At 71.2% G+C, this 15,043-nt stretch carries 12 protein-coding genes; all 12 read right to left on the reverse strand.

What is annotated here, in order from left to right:
* Nucleotides 1–52: 52 nt before the first annotated feature.
* The 12 genes from OHA21_RS38375 to OHA21_RS38430 all read right to left on the reverse strand — a co-directional run bounded on the left by OHA21_RS38375 (nucleotide 53) and on the right by OHA21_RS38430 (nucleotide 14,263).
* Nucleotides 53–586, reverse strand: coding sequence for a hypothetical protein (locus OHA21_RS38375; RefSeq protein ID WP_328463610.1), 534 nt, complete (start codon nucleotides 584–586; stop codon nucleotides 53–55).
* Between the two features lies 1 nt (nucleotide 587).
* Entirely contained in the window at nucleotides 588–1,421 is an 834-nt protein-coding gene (locus tag OHA21_RS38380) for a hypothetical protein (RefSeq protein WP_328463612.1), read from the reverse strand.
* Between the two features lie 125 nt (nucleotides 1,422–1,546).
* A complete protein-coding gene (locus tag OHA21_RS38385; protein ID WP_328463614.1) occupies nucleotides 1,547–2,419 on the reverse strand; it encodes a hypothetical protein in 873 nt (290 codons plus the stop codon).
* A 175-nt stretch (nucleotides 2,420–2,594) separates the two neighbouring features.
* Nucleotides 2,595–3,959 carry a hypothetical protein gene (locus OHA21_RS38390; protein ID WP_328463616.1) on the reverse strand — a complete coding sequence of 455 codons (1,365 nt, stop codon included), beginning with the start codon at nucleotides 3,957–3,959 and terminating at the stop codon, nucleotides 2,595–2,597.
* A 561-nt stretch (nucleotides 3,960–4,520) separates the two neighbouring features.
* A complete protein-coding gene (locus tag OHA21_RS38395; protein WP_328463618.1) occupies nucleotides 4,521–5,033 on the reverse strand; it encodes a hypothetical protein in 513 nt (170 codons plus the stop codon).
* 141 nt (nucleotides 5,034–5,174) lie between these two features.
* Nucleotides 5,175–5,957 (reverse strand): hypothetical protein, encoded by a 783-nt coding sequence (locus tag OHA21_RS38400; RefSeq protein ID WP_328463620.1) that lies wholly within the window; start codon nucleotides 5,955–5,957, stop codon nucleotides 5,175–5,177.
* A gap of 460 nt (nucleotides 5,958–6,417) precedes the next feature.
* A complete protein-coding gene (locus OHA21_RS38405; protein WP_328463622.1) occupies nucleotides 6,418–7,290 on the reverse strand; it encodes a replication-relaxation family protein in 873 nt (290 codons plus the stop codon).
* Between the two features lie 404 nt (nucleotides 7,291–7,694).
* The gene (locus tag OHA21_RS38410; protein ID WP_442874954.1) at nucleotides 7,695–10,205 is read right to left on the reverse strand and encodes a type IV secretory system conjugative DNA transfer family protein; all 2,511 of its coding nucleotides are present in this window, start codon (nucleotides 10,203–10,205) and stop codon (nucleotides 7,695–7,697) included.
* Nucleotides 10,202–11,998: a VirB4 family type IV secretion system protein gene (locus OHA21_RS38415; protein WP_328478797.1), complete on the reverse strand. Its 1,797-nt coding sequence runs from the start codon at nucleotides 11,996–11,998 to the stop codon at nucleotides 10,202–10,204. The genes OHA21_RS38410 and OHA21_RS38415 overlap by 4 nt, the downstream gene beginning before the upstream one ends.
* A 5-nt stretch (nucleotides 11,999–12,003) precedes the next feature.
* On the reverse strand, nucleotides 12,004–12,957 hold the full coding sequence (locus OHA21_RS38420; RefSeq protein WP_328463624.1) for a PrgI family protein: 954 nt from the start codon (nucleotides 12,955–12,957) through the stop codon (nucleotides 12,004–12,006).
* Nucleotides 12,954–13,850, reverse strand: coding sequence for a hypothetical protein (locus OHA21_RS38425; protein WP_328478799.1), 897 nt, complete (start codon nucleotides 13,848–13,850; stop codon nucleotides 12,954–12,956). The genes OHA21_RS38420 and OHA21_RS38425 overlap by 4 nt, the downstream gene beginning before the upstream one ends.
* A gap of 20 nt (nucleotides 13,851–13,870) precedes the next feature.
* Complete coding sequence (locus tag OHA21_RS38430; RefSeq protein WP_328463626.1) at nucleotides 13,871–14,263, reverse strand: pilin; 393 nt, start codon at nucleotides 14,261–14,263, stop codon at nucleotides 13,871–13,873.
* Between the last annotated feature and the right edge of the window lie 780 nt (nucleotides 14,264–15,043).

Raw genomic sequence — 15,043 nt, forward strand, 5'->3', positions numbered from 1 at the left:
GTGGCTGCGGTCTGCCCGGTGGCTGCGGGCAGCCTCAGCGTCTGGAGCCGGGTCAGCTGCTGGCCCAGCCGAAGAACAGCCAGCCGTCGGGCTGGGTTTGCGCGGCGAGCGCCGCCGGGCCGCGCTGCACGGTCAGTCGGGCGGAGCCGGTCGGCGGCGTGCCGTGTCCGGCCGAGGAGGTCCACCGGGCGGTGGCGACGGTGTCGTCGGCGCCGAGCACGTTGCGCTCACGGCAGATCCGGACGACTGTGTCGAGGTCGGCGCCCTGCAGGGTGACGCCGCGTCCGGGTTGCGGCAGCTGCGGCACCTCGATGGCGCGGGTCTCGGCCTTGACGGGGATCGCTCCGGCAGGTCCCCACTTATCGCTGATGCGCGGATCGTCACGGTCGATGAGGCCACTGGCGAGGGCCGTCGCGTCGGCTTCGGTCATCGGCTGCCGGGTGATGATGACGTAGTCGTCTTTCTCCGCGAGGGTGCCGGAGTAGCCGCCGTGGCCGTGCTCGTGCAAGGCCTGGTCCCGCGCGGCCCGGAACGCGTCCTGCGGGTCGGCACCGTCGGCGTACTGGTCGAAGGTCATGGCGCCCATGTCAGACACCTCCTGTCGCCGGTTCGGTGGCGTATCGCCACGGCCACACGTAGGCGCCGAGCGGGTAGCGGCTGTCGCTGTCGGGGGTGAGGTGGTCGGTGGTGCGGTGCGGCTGCACGTGGCCGGGGTCGAGCCGGTACACGGTCAGGACGTCGCCGTCGAAGCCCAGTCCCGGGTGAGCCGTGCCGGCCGAAACGGTGACGGACGGCCTCGGAGCGGCGTGCTGGACCCGCAGGTCGTCGGCGATCTGTTCGACGGTGTCGCGGGTGAAGCGGACGATCAGGTCACCGCCGTTGGTGGTGTGGTCGGCGACCAGGCCCCAGTAGGTGCGATCGCCGACCTGCGGGCAGGTCACCGGGCCGGGCTGCCAGACGGTGCCGTCCGGGACGAGGTCGTCGCGGTCGGACATCACGTGCACCCGGTAGGCGTCCATCAGGTGCCGGTCGGCGGGGTCGATGTCGAGGGTGACCCAGCCTTTCCCGCAGCTCAGGTTGGAACGCAGCAGGCTGATGACCGGGCCGGGTGTTCCGGAGCCGCTGGTCAGCGGCAGGTAGGCGGTGGTGTAGCCGTCGCGGCCGGCGGGCCGGTAGCGGCCGTGCGGGTCGCGCCAGCCGTGTGCCTCGGCGGTGTGCGGGGTGCCGTTGCGGCCGTACCAGGTCGGCAGGCCGGTGGAGGTGAGCAGGTCGAGTGAGGCGGTGCTCGTCCAGATCAGTGCCGGCCGGGCCGGGCCGAGGTCGCCGGGGATGCCGGTGGCGGGTTCGTGGCTGAGGCAGTGCATGGCGTGCTCGGCCAGCGGTAGGACGTCGTCGAGCCGGAACCACAGTCGTCGAGTCATGGGGATCAGGACCTCCAGTGGTGGTGATGGGGCGGGAACGGAACATGGCGCCCCGGCCAGGCCGGACCAGGACGGGGTGCTTCTCTTGGTCGCCGGGTGAGCGGCGGCGGTGGCCGGTGTGGTGGTCACGGCTGAGTGGCCCGGTGGCGGGCTGTGGGAAGCGGCCTGCGCGCCAGGGTCAGGAGTCGGCGCCCGAAAGCGGCCAGAGCCGAGGGCTGGGCGGTGGTCTCCCACGCCCACTGGTAGGCGCCGAGGGCGAAGTAGCCGCTCGAGTCGGGGCTCAGCCGGTCGACCTGCCGCCAGGTCCAGTTGCCGTCGTAGGTCGTTTCCTCGAGGACGGTGAGGACGTCGCCGTGCAGCCGCAGGATGGGATACGCGCCGGGCATCGCGTCGATGGCGCGCAACTGGTCGAGGTCGGCGGCGATGCGGGCGACGGTGGCCCGGGTGAAGCGCGGCAGGGCGTGCCCGGCGGTGGTGGTGTAGCCGTCGGGAATCTGTGCGGGGTAGTCGACGCTGCCGGTTTCCGCGCAGGTGACCATGGCGGGCCGCCATCGGCAGGTGGCCGGCACGATGCTGTCGCGGCCGGTGGCGGTACGGATCGCGTAGGGGCTGATCAGGTGCTGGTCGCGGGCATCGATGTGGATGCTGATCCAGCTGTCGCCGGTGTTGCGGGCGGTGCTGATCAGGTGCGTGACCTGCCCGGTCAGCGGCAGGAAGGCGTGCACGTAGTCGCTGAGGTGCACGTGGCTGGTGCGTCCGGTCGGTGCATGCCGCCAGGCGGTGGCGAAGGCGACGTGCTGACTGCCGTCGTTGTCGTACCAGGCGGGGTTGCCGTTGGAGCGCAGCGTGGCGACCTCGCGGGTGCTGGAGAAGATCAGTGCCGGGCCGTTGTTGGCACCGGCGAGGGCCTCGGCGCGGGTGGTGGTGTGCAGTTCGCAGCCGAGCGCGTGGGCGGCCAGCGGTGCGACGTCCTCGAGTCGGAACCAGTAGCGGGGCATGGTGCCTCCCTTGGCGGAGATGGCGGACAAACAGCGGGCCGGCCGCACCGAAGGCGGCCGGCCGGTGAGGTTTCGAAGGCGGGTGGTCAGCAGCCCACCCGTAAGCCGCCGCGAGCTGGCAGATGCGAGCGCAGCGGGACTGTCGAACGGCGCGCGAGTGCGCGGCGGTGTCGTTTCAGCTGTCTGCGGCGGGCGGCAGGGTTGCCGCGAGAGCCGCGGTCCTGCTGCCGAGCCGGAACATCGCGACGGCGTTGCCGGGCTGCTCGGCGATACCCTCGGCGCGCTCCAGCGAGGTGAAGGGCAGCCGGGCGTGCGGTCCGACCCGGAAGACCGGGCGGTCGACGTACTTGCGGGCAACCGCGCCGGCGCCGGTCACCGTTTGAAAGTCGCAGCTGTTGATGTCGCCCAGGCCCTGAATGCGCGGCTCCTTGGCGCCGGTGCAGAGCACGACCAGGTCATAGCCTTTGCCGTCGACGAGCGCCGTGCCCGGCAGATCGACCACGTCGGCGCGGCGGTTGATCACGGTCAGGCGGCGGGCGCCGGAACGGTCGGCTCGCAGGTGGCGGCCGATCGCCTGGTACCTGCCCCGGATGTCCAGTTGCCACTGCTCGCAGCTGGTGGGCAGGTCGTCGGCGTACCAGTCGATGCGCTGCACCCAGTCGAGTCCGGCAGCAGCCATGGGCGGCTGCGGCGCGATGCCCAGCAGCGACTCGACCGCGCATTTGCCGGCGTCTCCGCCACCCGCGACGGCGACCCGGCGCAGACCCCGCAGGGGCCAGGCTTCTGCCATCTGCCGCATGAACTGGGTGAAGGACACGATGGTGGTGCCGTTGGTGAGGTCTTCTCCGGCCTGATCGCCCAGGCCGCGGGCGTCGATGATCCGTGCGGCCGACAGGCTGCGGCCTTCGGTGATGTCGACGGGCATCCGGCCGCCGTCGTAGTCGTAGTCGTAATCGCCGACGGCCAGGACGTTGGCGTTCGGTACGACGTCGGCGAACTGGGCCAAGGTCAGCCGGATCACGAACGCCATGTCGGTGTTCGTCTGGTATTCGGCCGCAGACACGTTGGAGGCCTGGATCGGCGCTCCGGGCAGGTAGTTCAGGTTGGCGGTCTGGTCACCGGCCAGGCCGGGGCCGCCGGGACGGTTGCGGGAGTTGAGCCAGAACACCGGCCGGCTGGTCATCGCGAAGGTGCCGCCGACGCGGGAGTCGCGCTCCAGCACCAGCGGTCGCGGGTGGCCGGCGAGGACCCGTGTCGCTGCGTAGACGGCGGCGTGGTAGCCGCTGCCGATGATCACGTCACGGTCGCTGCTCGCGGTGAGAGCGTCGCGCTGGCGCTGTTCGTCGGACCAGTAGGCGTCCAGGAATCGGTCGGCGGCCTCGCGGCCGGCCGGGTCGAGGGCGATCCCGGTCAGCTGGGCTACCGCCGGGTGCGCGAAGTCGCCGGCGCGTTCGGTCATCAGCCGCATGCCTTCGGCGGCGGCCGGGTTCGACGCGACGGCGCTCAACAGGTTCGCGATCGCGGTGGAGGGCTCGAACATGGGCTCGGGTGTCCTTTCTCGAAGGTCCCGTTAGCCATGGCGGACCTGCAGTTGTGTCCCGGAGAACCCGGGACAAGGGCAGGGCCAGGCATGGATCCCGGGGAAGAGGTGTCAAACAGGTCGGTTGGTGCGGGCGCCGGCATGGGCGCTGGACCTGCAGCGGCAGGTGCGGCGCCGGCAGATTCGTCGGCGTCGGAGAGCGGCAGAGGGGTGTTGCCCGCGTGACCTCGCGGGTGAAGAGGGAAAGGTCGGCCGTGTCGCCGGCCGCGGCTTGACGAGCGCCCCAGCCCGGGGCGCCCGGCGGTACCCGGTTAGGGCCGGAGTCGGGCCGGTGCGCGGTGTGCGCCGAGGCGCAGACCGCCGGGGAGAAGGTGCAGAGTGAGGGTGGTGAGCCGGTACCGGACGGTCAGCCCTACCGAAGGTGGCCGGGCTTGGTACCGGTCGGTCCTCTGCAGGCCGATTCCGGTAGATCTCTGCGGTGTGCCTGCCCTGATGGGCTGGCACTGGCGGCGGTGCGGCGAGGTTCAAGGCCCCGCGGGCGCCTGGTGTGGCGGCGGGTTGTCAGCCGCTGGTGCGCATGGTCCGCGCGAGGGTCTGCAGGACGGTGAGAGTGCCGTTGGTGTCGGTTGACGCCGCGTCGGGCAGCACCGCTACCGCGTGGCCCGCTTCGCCGAGGACGTGGGTGAACAGATAGGCGCGGTCGTCGATGTCGACGGCGTCGATCTGGCGGACGGTGGCGGTGCCGTCCTCGTCGTCGACCGTTTCGGTGTACAGGTAGACCCAGGCCAGGAACCGGATCCCGGTGACCTGAGCCAGCTGCTCTGCGACGCCGGCCTGACGCATGTCGTCGTGCGCGTGGCGCAGCGCGGCGACCGGGCCGTCCGGGTGGTCCCAGATGTGGGCCGGGACGGGGACGGGGTTGACCCGCAGGTGCCTGGCGGTCGGGTCGGGGTGTCCGGGGATCGGGGTCTCCTGCAGGACGGCGAGCAGGCTCTCGCCAGGCCTGTCCTGGACGTGGTCGTTGAGGTCGATCAGGCATCGGGTGATCGCCTGGATCTGGATACCGCTGAGCATGAAACTCTCCGATCTGTTGCGTCAGTAGTGCAGCCGTCGCGGCCGGGGAGTCGGCGCGGAAGGTGGAGCCGGTCCGGGCTGTCGCGTTTCCCTTGGGTGCAGGGGTGGCGGCAGTGTCCGGACCGGTTCCGTGAGGTGTTTTCAGAGGGAGACCGCGACGAGTCGCTGGCCGGTGTTCTCGATGCCGGCCAGGTATCGGACGGCTTGCTCGAGGTAGGTCACCCGGTCGGCGAAGGCGTCGCTGGCGGGTGCCAGATTGGCGCCTTCGGCGGTCCGCAGCGCGTCGCCGCAGATCGCGGTCATGGCGCTGTAGTGCTGGTAGGCCGCGACTCCGGCCTGCAGCATCTCCAGCTCGTCGACCGCCAGGGGCGTGCCGACGTTGGCCGCGTTGTGTGCGCGCATCGCGCTGATGCGGGCCTGCTGCCAGAAGTCGGCGGCGGCCTGCTCGTAGCTGTACTTGGCCGGCTCCGCGAGGTGCCGGGTGTGGAAGGTGACCCACGGCTGTGCGGGGCGGGTGCCCTGCACGGCCTGCTGCCACAGTTGGTGGCGGATGCCCGCACCGACACCGGCGGCGTGCCGCATGCCGGTGAGCTGAAGCAGCTTCGCCGGTCCGCCCGCGCAGTACTCGGGCTGGTTCTTCACGGCCTTGGCCCGGCCGATCAGGTGGCGCAGCTGCCACAGGTACAGGTTGGGCTTGGCCCAGAACCTCGGCTGCAGGGTGCCGGAGACACCGAAGTGCCGGTCGAGCTGGTGAGCCGTCAGCGGCTCACGCGACAGCTCGTCGGGCAGGCACACGATCATCGTCGTGATGGTCGCGGTCGGCCGGACGACCGGCGGTTTGCTGTTGCTGGTGGGCTGGGCGGCAGCCGGGGCCGGCGGGTTCGGGACGCGCTGGCCGTTGCGGGCTGCGGTGTGAGTGGTCATGAAGGGTTCCTCCTCGGGGTGCGGGCGTGCCTTTCGGGCGCGCAGAACTGACCGGCCCACTGGGTGCGTGGGTCGGCGCATTGGGAGTGGAGAGAGGTGGTGCTGGTGGTTCGGTGCGACCTGGGGTCGCCGCGCGGCGCGGGCGCCGACCGGCCTCGAAAGGGCGGTGGGTGCGGGCACCGGGTGGTGCGGCGGTGGTTCCGTAGGCGGGACCGGACCGGGGTGGAGATATATATGAGAGAGGTGTTGCCGGAAACGGTAGCGGCACGGTCTGTCAGAACGGCCGCGCTCATGATCGTCAGAACGGGCTCTGACCTGCGCTGTTAGAAACTTGTCAGACTGTCGTCGGCCTTGGTGCGGGCCTGTCAGACCGCTGCGGGTCTGTCAGGGTTCGCTGGGGTCCGCCCGCAGGGACGGGCCGGCGGCACGCGCTACCCGGAGCAGGTGCTGCCGTGAGCTCCTACGCCGCAGCGGCGCCGGGGTAGCGGTGCGGGTTGGTGGCCGGGTTCTCCGGGCCGTGGTCCGACGGCAGCTCGTGCAACCACCGGCGCAGCCCGGGGTCGTGGGTCAGCGTCCAGGCCGGGCCGGCGGGGTGCTCGGTGTGGACGCCGGTCGCGATCGGCATGGCCAGCCGCGCCCCGGCGAGCACGTCGAGCAGGTGCTGTTCGCGGCGGCGGCCGGGAACGCGCAGCAGGACCGAGTAGCGAGGACCCCCACCGAGGGCGAGCCGGTCGTACTCGCGCAGCTTGCGCAGGACGGTGCCGATGGTTTCGGTGCCGTTGTCGTGCTCGAGGAAGAAGCCGACCTCCCGCCCGCCGGCCGCCCAGACGCCGTGCCCGTCGGGGCGGATGCCGGGGCCGTCGGCTACCGCAGCGACCGCCCCGTAGACGGCGGTGGCGTGCTGTTCGGACCACCAGCGGGCCAGCTGAGCGTTCGGGTCGGTGCGGGTGTAGGCGTGCAGGTCGACGAACAGCTGGTTGGTGCCGAGCAGGTGCGGCAGCCGGCGGCTGCCGATGATGCGCTCGGTGCGTTCCACACTGGAGCGCGGCTCGCGGCCGTCGGTGCGCAGCGGGTCGTTGTACTGCGTCGGGTAGACCACCGTACCGAGCGGGCCGAGGGTGTAGAGGTACTGGCGGTCGCCGGTGGTGACGTCGACGAAGCGGGTCACGGCCTGCAACGAGGTGAGTACGGCCAGGCGCAGCCGGGCCGAGCGCAGCGACGGGAACAGGGCGGTGGCGATCTGGCCGGTGGTCAGCACGTAGTGCTCGGCGAGCCAGGACAGCAGCAGGTGGTCACGGGCGGTCAGGCGACGCAGCCGGTCGAGGCGGTCCAAGCGAGACGATGAGGAACGAGACGCCGAGGAACGGGAAGAGGCCGAGCGGGAGGAGCGGGAGCGAGAGGAAGAGGACGATGAAAGACGAGAGTCGGAAGAGATGGACTGGAGGTCAGAACCGGAGTAGTCCAAGCTGGACACGAGTGATGCTCCTTCAGGCGAAGAGGTTGTCCCTCCGTTGGAGGGGTGTCGGAGTACGCGCAGCGGCGGCGCAGAGTCACTCAGCGGCGCTGTGCTGCGGGGACACCGCGCATCCGGTGGTTCTGTCAGGCCGACGGGATGCTCGGTGGTGAAGGGCTGGTGAAACCCGAACGGAAGGTTCGATCGCAGGCTGCTGAGCAGGACTGACAGACTTTCTGATCTGTCGACGACGACCTTCTGCCTTGCTGACAGAGATGTCGTGCTCAGGGTTTCGGCTTCTCGCCGTTCTTGCCGCGCTGCTGGCGGCCGTCGTCGGGTTTTGCCGAGAACTTCTCGACGAGTTCGTCGATCGCGCTGGTGTCCTGCGCCGGCACCCGGGCTGCGGCTGCCTGCCGGATGGCGGTCGCCTCACCCACGATCGGCTTGGGTGGCCGGGTTTTGAAGGTGAACGCCGGTGTCTGCCGTCCGGCGACGACCAGCCGGGCGGCCGCGGTGTAAGCGTCCAGGTGCGCGAGGTCGTGTTCGTCGAGCTCCGGCTGAGTGTGGCGGGCCAAGACCCGGGCGTCCTCTGGCGCCACCGAGAAGTAGATCTTGTTTCTCGCGTTGGCGGACGCCGCAGCAAGGAGATCCTTGGGGAACTGGGCCAAGTCCTGGTGGGCCAGAACCATCGACAGCCGGTACTTTCGGGCCTCGGCCAACATCGAGTCCAAGCTGCTGGCGAGGGTGAGGAAGTTCTGGGCCTCGTCGATGATCAGCGTGGCGTCGCGGCGCCGGTCCGGCTCGATGGTGGCGCGGGCGGTGGCGGCCTGCCACACCTGCGCCAGGATCAGGCTGCCGAGCAGTTTGCTGGTGTCCTCCCCCAGTTGGCCTTTCGGAATGCGCACCAGTAGGGCCCCGCCGTCGAGGACCTTGCCCATGTCGAAGCTCGACTTCGGGTAGCGCATGGTGCGTTTGACGAAGTCGCGCAGTAGGAACGACCGCAGCCGGGCCAGGACGGGTCCGATGACCTGCGAGCGCAGCGCTGGGTTCAGCGAGTCGTACCACTGCCAGAACCCGGACAGGCCGGCCGGGTCGTCCAGGCCGACGGTCATCGCCGACCGGAACTGGGCGCTGTTGAGCAGCGGCGGGATGTGCTGGAGGGTGACGTTGGCGTGGCGCAGCAGGGTGAGGCAGGCGACGCGCATGACGTCGTCCATCCTCGGTCCCCATGCCTTGGCGAAGATGTTGCCGAAGATGCTGACGATGTTGTCGACCACCAGGTCGGGGTCGTCGCCTTCGAGGGGGTTGATGGTGGGCGGGTTGGGCTGGTCGGGGTCGAACAGCACCACCCGGTCCGCGACCGAGGCCGGGAGCCGGTCGAGGATGTCCAGCACCAGGTCGCCGTGCGGGTCGATCACCACGGTGCCGCGGCCGGCGGTGATGTCGTCGACGGCCATGTTCACCAGCAGCGTGGTCTTGCCGGAGCCTGTCGCGCCGACCACGTGCATCTGGTAGCGGGCGTCCGTGACCGCGAGGGCGACCGGGTGGGCGCCGATCTCGGCGTCACCGATCACCTTGACCCCGCGACCGCCGGAGGGGACCGCCACCGGGGCGGGCATCGACTTGGCCCGCGCCCGGTCCAGCCCGGGTACGGCCAGATCGCGCGGCAGCGCGGCCAGGACCGCGACTTCGGGGGTGGAGGCGAGGAACCCGGCACCGAGCCTGCGTGCCGCGACGACGGCCACCGGCTGGCCCATCCGGGTGCGATGGGCCAGCCGGTTACGGCTGGCGTAGACGGCGTAGGCGGAGGCGATCGTGTCGGCGATGCCTCGCAACCGGTCCTGCGCATGTCGGCCGCCGCGTTCGTTGTCCTTGGCCACGACGTAGCGGATGCCGACTGTCCACAGGCTGTGGACGGTCTTGTCCAGGATCGCGCGGACATCGCGCTCGACGCCGGGATCGCGCCGGGCGGCCGGAGCGCTGCTGCGGGCGGGTGTGCTGCGGCTGGGCAGGAAGATCTCCAGCAGGAACAGCAGCGGCGCCGCCGGGTTGATTGCGGGGATAGCGGTCTTGCCGTCGCGCAGCCGTCCGGCCGCTCTGCGTGCCCGGGCCGCCCGACGGGGCGGGGCCGGGCGGGCGAGGACTTGCACGCAGGCGTACTCGTCGTTCTTGAGTTGCGAGCCGGCTGCCATCAGCGCCCGCAGCGGGTCGTTGTCGTGGTCGGTGTTAAATGGCAGCCATTCGGCGGCCTGCGGTAGCAGGTGCCCGCCGGTGGCCTGCGGCACGGCCAGCGGGATCGGCGGCGCGCTGAGGCCGGTGGTGCAGGCGGCGCCCGGCCAGGCGGCGCGGATCGCGGCCTCGACCGCGCCCTGCGGCACGGTGCCGGGCACCCACACGCTGATGATCAGCTGCCGGCCGATCCAGCTGTATTGCCAGACCACGTGCGGGCTGCCGTACAGCAGCCGCCTTTTCGTCGAGGGCGTCAGCGTGCCGTGCAGGTTCGCCCACAGGGCGGCTGCCGAGGCCGCGTCGACTTCCGGCGGCGGCGCCACGGTGATCAGGCGGGCGCCTTCAGCGTGGCGGCGGTGCTGCCACCCGGCCAGGATGTTCTGCCCGGCGATGTAGGCGACGAGCAACCCGGCGGCGACGCACAGAAGCCACGGCCGCTGCCATGCCCAGGCGCCGGCGTCGAGCACCCACTGCGCGGGCGCGCTCGGCGGCAGAATGACATCGGCGCCCGGTCCCGAAGGACCAGGCGCCGGGGTGGAAGGCGACAGTGAAGGTAGTGGGCTCACAGGTCGGCCTCCTCGTCGGCGAGGTCGGCGAGCTCCGACGGCTTGGTCGTGGCCAGCAGGTGCTCGGCCCGCGACGAGATGGCCTCAAACGCCGTCCTATTGCTTCCGGAGATCAACAAGCCGTGGCCAACCCGGGCGGACAGCAGCATGCGCCGTTCCCCGCCGGTGAGCCCGAACGCGTCGGCGACCTTGTCGATCGCCTGCGGCGCCTGCTTGAGCAGCACCTGCGTGGCCGCGTTGCTCACCACGGCCTGGCCGAGGTCGGTGCCCAGCACGTCGGCGACGTCCTGGGTGATCACCGACAGGCCGGCGTTGCGTTTACGGCCCGCCTTGCTCATCTTGAACAGGAACTTGGCGCCCTCACCGTCACGCATCAGCAGCCAGGCTTCGTCAACGACGACCAGCCGGCGCACCCCGAACCCGGATCGGCCGGGAGCGTCGACGCTGCGCCAGATCGCGTCCAGCGCGAGCAGCGTGCCGACGGTGCGTAGCTCGTCGGGCAGCTGCCGCAACGACCAGACCACCAGGTGCCCGTCCGGGCGGGTGGTGGTCGGAGCGTCGAACAGCCCGGCGAAGGAGCCCGCCACCCACGGCGCGAGCCGGGCGGCGAGCTGCGCGGCGGACGAGTCCGCGTCGGCCTGCAGGACCGCGGCCAGATCCTTCAGCAGCGGGGCGGGCCGGTGGTGGGTGGCCGGGTCGGCGGTGATCCCGGCCTGCCGATAGACGGCGAGGATCGCCCGGTCCAGGGCGGCGCGTTCAGCCGGCGGCGGCACCTCGCCCAGCAAAACCGCGACCAGGGTGTGCAGGAACAGACCGCGCCGGGTCAGCACGTCCGGACGGCTGTCCCCGACCGGCAAATCCAAGGGGTTGATCTTCACCCCGGCGGCTCCGAGCCGCACGATGGTGCCGCCGACCGCGTCGGCCAAGCGCAGGTACTCGTCCTCGGGATCGACGACCGCGACCCGCACCTGCTGGTACAGGTTGCGCAGCACGTCGAGCTTGACGAAGTACGACTTCCCGGCGCCGGAGCGGGCCAGCACGATGCTGTTGTAGTTCTCCTGCGCCCACCGGTCCCACCACACGATGCCCTCAGAGTCCGGGTTGATGCCGTACAGCACCCCGCCGTTGGTCGCGGGATCACCGGGCAGCGGCGCCGGTAGATCCGACGACGCGAGCGGGAACGCCGCGGCCAGGGCCTGGGTGTCCATGGTCCGGCGCATCTGCAGGCTGTCGGTGGCCAGCGGCAGGGTCGTGGTCCAACCGGGCAGGTGCCGCCAGGTCGCCGGCTGCACCTCAATCAGCGTTGAGGCAGCAGCGGCTTTCACCTGGCTGCACGCCTCGAGGAGTTCGGCCTCGGTGCGGGCGTGCACCGTCAGGTACAGGCCGACGCGGAACAGTTTCGACACCCCGCGGGCGAGGCGTTCGGCGAGGTCGGCGGCATCGTCGGCGGCCGCCTCGACGTACGGGTCGGAGAGCTTGCCTTTCGTCGCGTCCGCCCGCCGCGACGATTCGAAGCGGGCGCGCTGGGTGCGCAGCCGGGCCGCCGCGGTCGGGGCCGGGATCGGGTCGATGTGCAGCGCCAGGTCCAGCCGGCCCGGCCAACTGAGCAGGGGTTCGAGCCAGGCCGGGCCGACCTCTGCCGGGTAGCCGGTGACCACCAGGGTGGCGGCGTAGCCGTCGCCGACGCGCAGGTAGCGCGGGGTGACCTCGACGGAGGCGGGTGCGGCTGCGGCCGCCAGCGACGAGGTGTCCGTGGTGGGTTCGGATGGGGTTCTGCCGCGTTTGCGGGTCAGGGTCTTCACGATCGTCTCCGGGGTGTGGCCGGCGCGGGGCCGGTGATGACGGTGTTGGGGGCGGCCAGCCCGCCGGGGCGCGGCGGCCGGTAGGGGTCCGCCGCCGCGGCCAGGGCGGCGGTGGCGGCGTGCCCGTCCAGGGCGCGGGTGGTGACCCCGAGCCCGGACAACGCGCGCACGGTGCCGTCCGCGCGGCGGCGGGCGGCGTGCTCGCCGCGCTCCCCCGCGCTGGTGCGGGTGACGATCAGGACCTGCCGGCGCAGCGGATCGCGGCGTTCGGCGAGGTCGTCGAGGAACGTCGCGTGGTCGGCGGCCGCGTCGGCGAGCGCCGGGTGCGGCATCCTGTCCGCCGCTGCCGCCAGGGTTCGGGCGTGCGAGTGCAGGTCGACCGGCTGCGCCGACACGACGATCTGCGTCGCCGTCGACAACGAGTTGAGCCAGCGGCCGAACGTGTCGACCAGCGCGGCCTGCTCGTCGCCGGTCCGCAGCGCCAGGTTCACGCTGGTCGCGGCGACCATCGCCGCCCGAGCACCGGTGAGGGCGATCTCACCGTCGTCGCCGATGGCGTCGGCGGGCAGCTTCAGCGGCCCCGGCAACATCACCTTCGCCTTCGGGGCCTCGACCCAGTCGGGGACCTTCGCGCCGGTGTCAGTGGTCGACAGCGCCCGCGGGGCGCGCGAGTGCCGCACCGCGGCGAGCAACCAGACATCCAGCGGCAGCCCGTCACGGCGTCCGACGGCGAGCCCGAACACCAGCCCGCCGAGCACGACGCCGCCGCCGACCAGCACCGGAATCGGCACGACATCGTGCAAGGCGTTGAAGGCGCCGTAGCCGCAGACCGCGGCGACGGCGAGGATCGCCAGCTGGCGAAACGTCAAGCCGTAGGCGACTTTGTCGGCGGCGTCGACGTCGGCGGGCATCCGGGCCCGCACGATCTCCGGATTGTGGCGGTCGTTCATCGGAACACCCTTCCGACCCCGGGCAGGGCCCGGCTGATCTGCTGCACGAGCACGACCCGCACGACCATGCCGAGGAAGTTGTTGCCGCGGCCGCCCTCGGTGGCGTACCGGCGGACCAGGCCCGGCACCCGCACGCAGGTCCAGAGCAGGACCATGACGACGAACAGGTTGAACACGCTGCCGGGCTCGACCGGCAGGCCGAGCAGCGGCATCATCGCGGCCGGGTCCAGCAGCATCCACTGGGCGGCGAAGAGCACGAAGCCCTGCAGGATCGGGACCGCGAGGACCCCTGCGAAGGAACGCCACCACAGCCGGGCGACCGGATCGGTCTGCGGCAGCGCGTGACACGCCAGCGCGATCGGGGCGCCGGCGGTCAGCACCAGCGCGATCGCGAATCGGACGATCGCCGAGCAGCCGGTGGCGGCCATCAGGAACAAGATGATCGACACGCAGACCAGGAACAGGATCCCGCCGGTTTCGCCGGCGGTGGTGATGTGGGTGCGCATCGCCTGGAACGCGCCGTCTTGGTCCCAGTTCTGTTCGGTCAGCGCGCCGGTGAGCGCGTTGGCCAGATCGATCATCTGGCCGGCGATCAGCTGGGAGAAGTGGGCGGCGATGAACCCGACCACGCAGCGCGGGATCAGGTCCTTGACGGTGTAGCGGGAGCGTTCGTCGCCTTGGTTGGTCATGGTGAGTACCCCGGCGGCGAGGAACACGAGCACGAACACCGTGTCGACGATCCAGATGGCTCGGCCGGTCAGGGCCTGCACCTGCGGCAACGCGGTGACGTTCGGCGTGATCAGCAGAACGTCGGTGATTACCGCGATCATGGTGTTGAGGCTGTCCAGCAGTAGCTCGGCGAACCAGTCCAGGATGCCGTCCAGCCAGCCCATCGGGTCGAGCCAGCCCATGATCAGCCCCCGACTATTCCTTGGACGACCTGCAGCAGGATCGGGGCGAGCACGGCCAGGCCGTAGCCGACCAGCGCGTTACGCAGCGCTCCCTTGGCCTTGTCGACCTGGGCCGGGTCGCCGCCGGCGGTCGCCCAGTACACCCCGGCGAGGACCGCGAAGAGGGTGGCGACGGCGGCGAGGATGCCCATGATCCAGATCTGCATGTTCGCCACGACCTGCGGCAGGCTGTTCGCCGCCAGGACCACGGTGCCCGGGTCGGCGTGTGCCGTGGCCGGGGTGAGCAGGATCAGTGCGGCCACACCCGGCGGCGCGACGTGGCGGACGGCTCGGCGGGCAGTAGAGAGTAGGTGGGTGTTCGGGGCACGCAGACGTGCCCGCGGCGTGCGGGACATGAGTGGTCACCTCCCGCCGCGCACCCACCAGCAGGCGGATGCGCGGCGATTGCTCGAAGCGGCAGAAAGGGCCGCCGCCGGGCGTCCGAGGCGAAGGGACGGAGGCGAGGTGAGCCGGGGTGTCTCGGGAGGAGCTCGTCCTCCCTGTTCGGGTTCGCAAGTGATGAGGTGTCAGCGCATCAAGGGCGCGGCACCCGAGAACGTCCCCAGGCTCACGTCGCACGGCCCTCGAAGGCTCAGGGCTCGGCGGCGGGCGGAGACCGGGCGACGGTGTTTTCGGTGCCGTGGCGGTTCCGCACCCTCAAACCGGGGTTTGTGCGCTGTGGCGAACACTTGGCTGTCTGACACGGGACTGACAGGTTTCTAACGGCTCTGACAGTGCAGTTCAGGGCCGCTTTTCCTGGCGGCCGGTGGATGGCGTGGCGGCTGACGCGGGACTGACAGCGGCGAGGTGCAGGGCTGTTGTCAGAGCCGTGTAAGGCGGCTGCAAGCCCGAAACTGTTGACATCGCGCGCCCGTGTGGTTGCCGGTACGCGACAGTCGAGGCCGCCACCCCGTTTGGCTGCGGTGAGTTCGACGACTCGTCGCGCGGCTCCAAAACATGCGAGGGGGCGAGGTGGCGTGGCCGTCTTCGGGGGCCGCCGGGCCGGTTCGCCGGGCGCTCGCACGGACACCGCCGGCCGGCAGGGCGTCGGTGGACGTTAACCGGCCGTGTCGGGTTCTGCCGCTGCGTCGACGCGGGTGACCGGACCGGACCGGGTGCGTGTGCGCCGCATAAGG

It is taken from the genome of Actinoplanes sp. NBC_00393 (assembly GCF_036053395.1).
GTDB lineage: Bacteria > Actinomycetota > Actinomycetes > Mycobacteriales > Micromonosporaceae > Actinoplanes.

What these genes read in the sequence shown, in the direction of transcription:
- OHA21_RS38375 (WP_328463610.1), bottom strand. Translation starts at nt 586, where the DNA reads ATGGGCGCCATGACCTTCGACCAGTACGCCGACGGTGCCGACCCGCAG.
- OHA21_RS38380 (WP_328463612.1), bottom strand. Translation starts at nt 1,421, where the DNA reads ATGACTCGACGACTGTGGTTCCGGCTCGACGACGTCCTACCGCTGGCC.
- OHA21_RS38385 (WP_328463614.1), bottom strand. Translation starts at nt 2,419, where the DNA reads ATGCCCCGCTACTGGTTCCGACTCGAGGACGTCGCACCGCTGGCCGCC.
- OHA21_RS38430 (WP_328463626.1), bottom strand. Translation starts at nt 14,263, where the DNA reads ATGTCCCGCACGCCGCGGGCACGTCTGCGTGCCCCGAACACCCACCTA.
- OHA21_RS38400 (WP_328463620.1), bottom strand. Translation starts at nt 5,957, where the DNA reads ATGACCACTCACACCGCAGCCCGCAACGGCCAGCGCGTCCCGAACCCG.
- OHA21_RS38425 (WP_328478799.1), bottom strand. Translation starts at nt 13,850, where the DNA reads ATGGGCTGGCTGGACGGCATCCTGGACTGGTTCGCCGAGCTACTGCTG.
- OHA21_RS38390 (WP_328463616.1), bottom strand. Translation starts at nt 3,959, where the DNA reads ATGTTCGAGCCCTCCACCGCGATCGCGAACCTGTTGAGCGCCGTCGCG.
- OHA21_RS38420 (WP_328463624.1), bottom strand. Translation starts at nt 12,957, where the DNA reads ATGAACGACCGCCACAATCCGGAGATCGTGCGGGCCCGGATGCCCGCC.
- OHA21_RS38395 (WP_328463618.1), bottom strand. Translation starts at nt 5,033, where the DNA reads ATGCTCAGCGGTATCCAGATCCAGGCGATCACCCGATGCCTGATCGAC.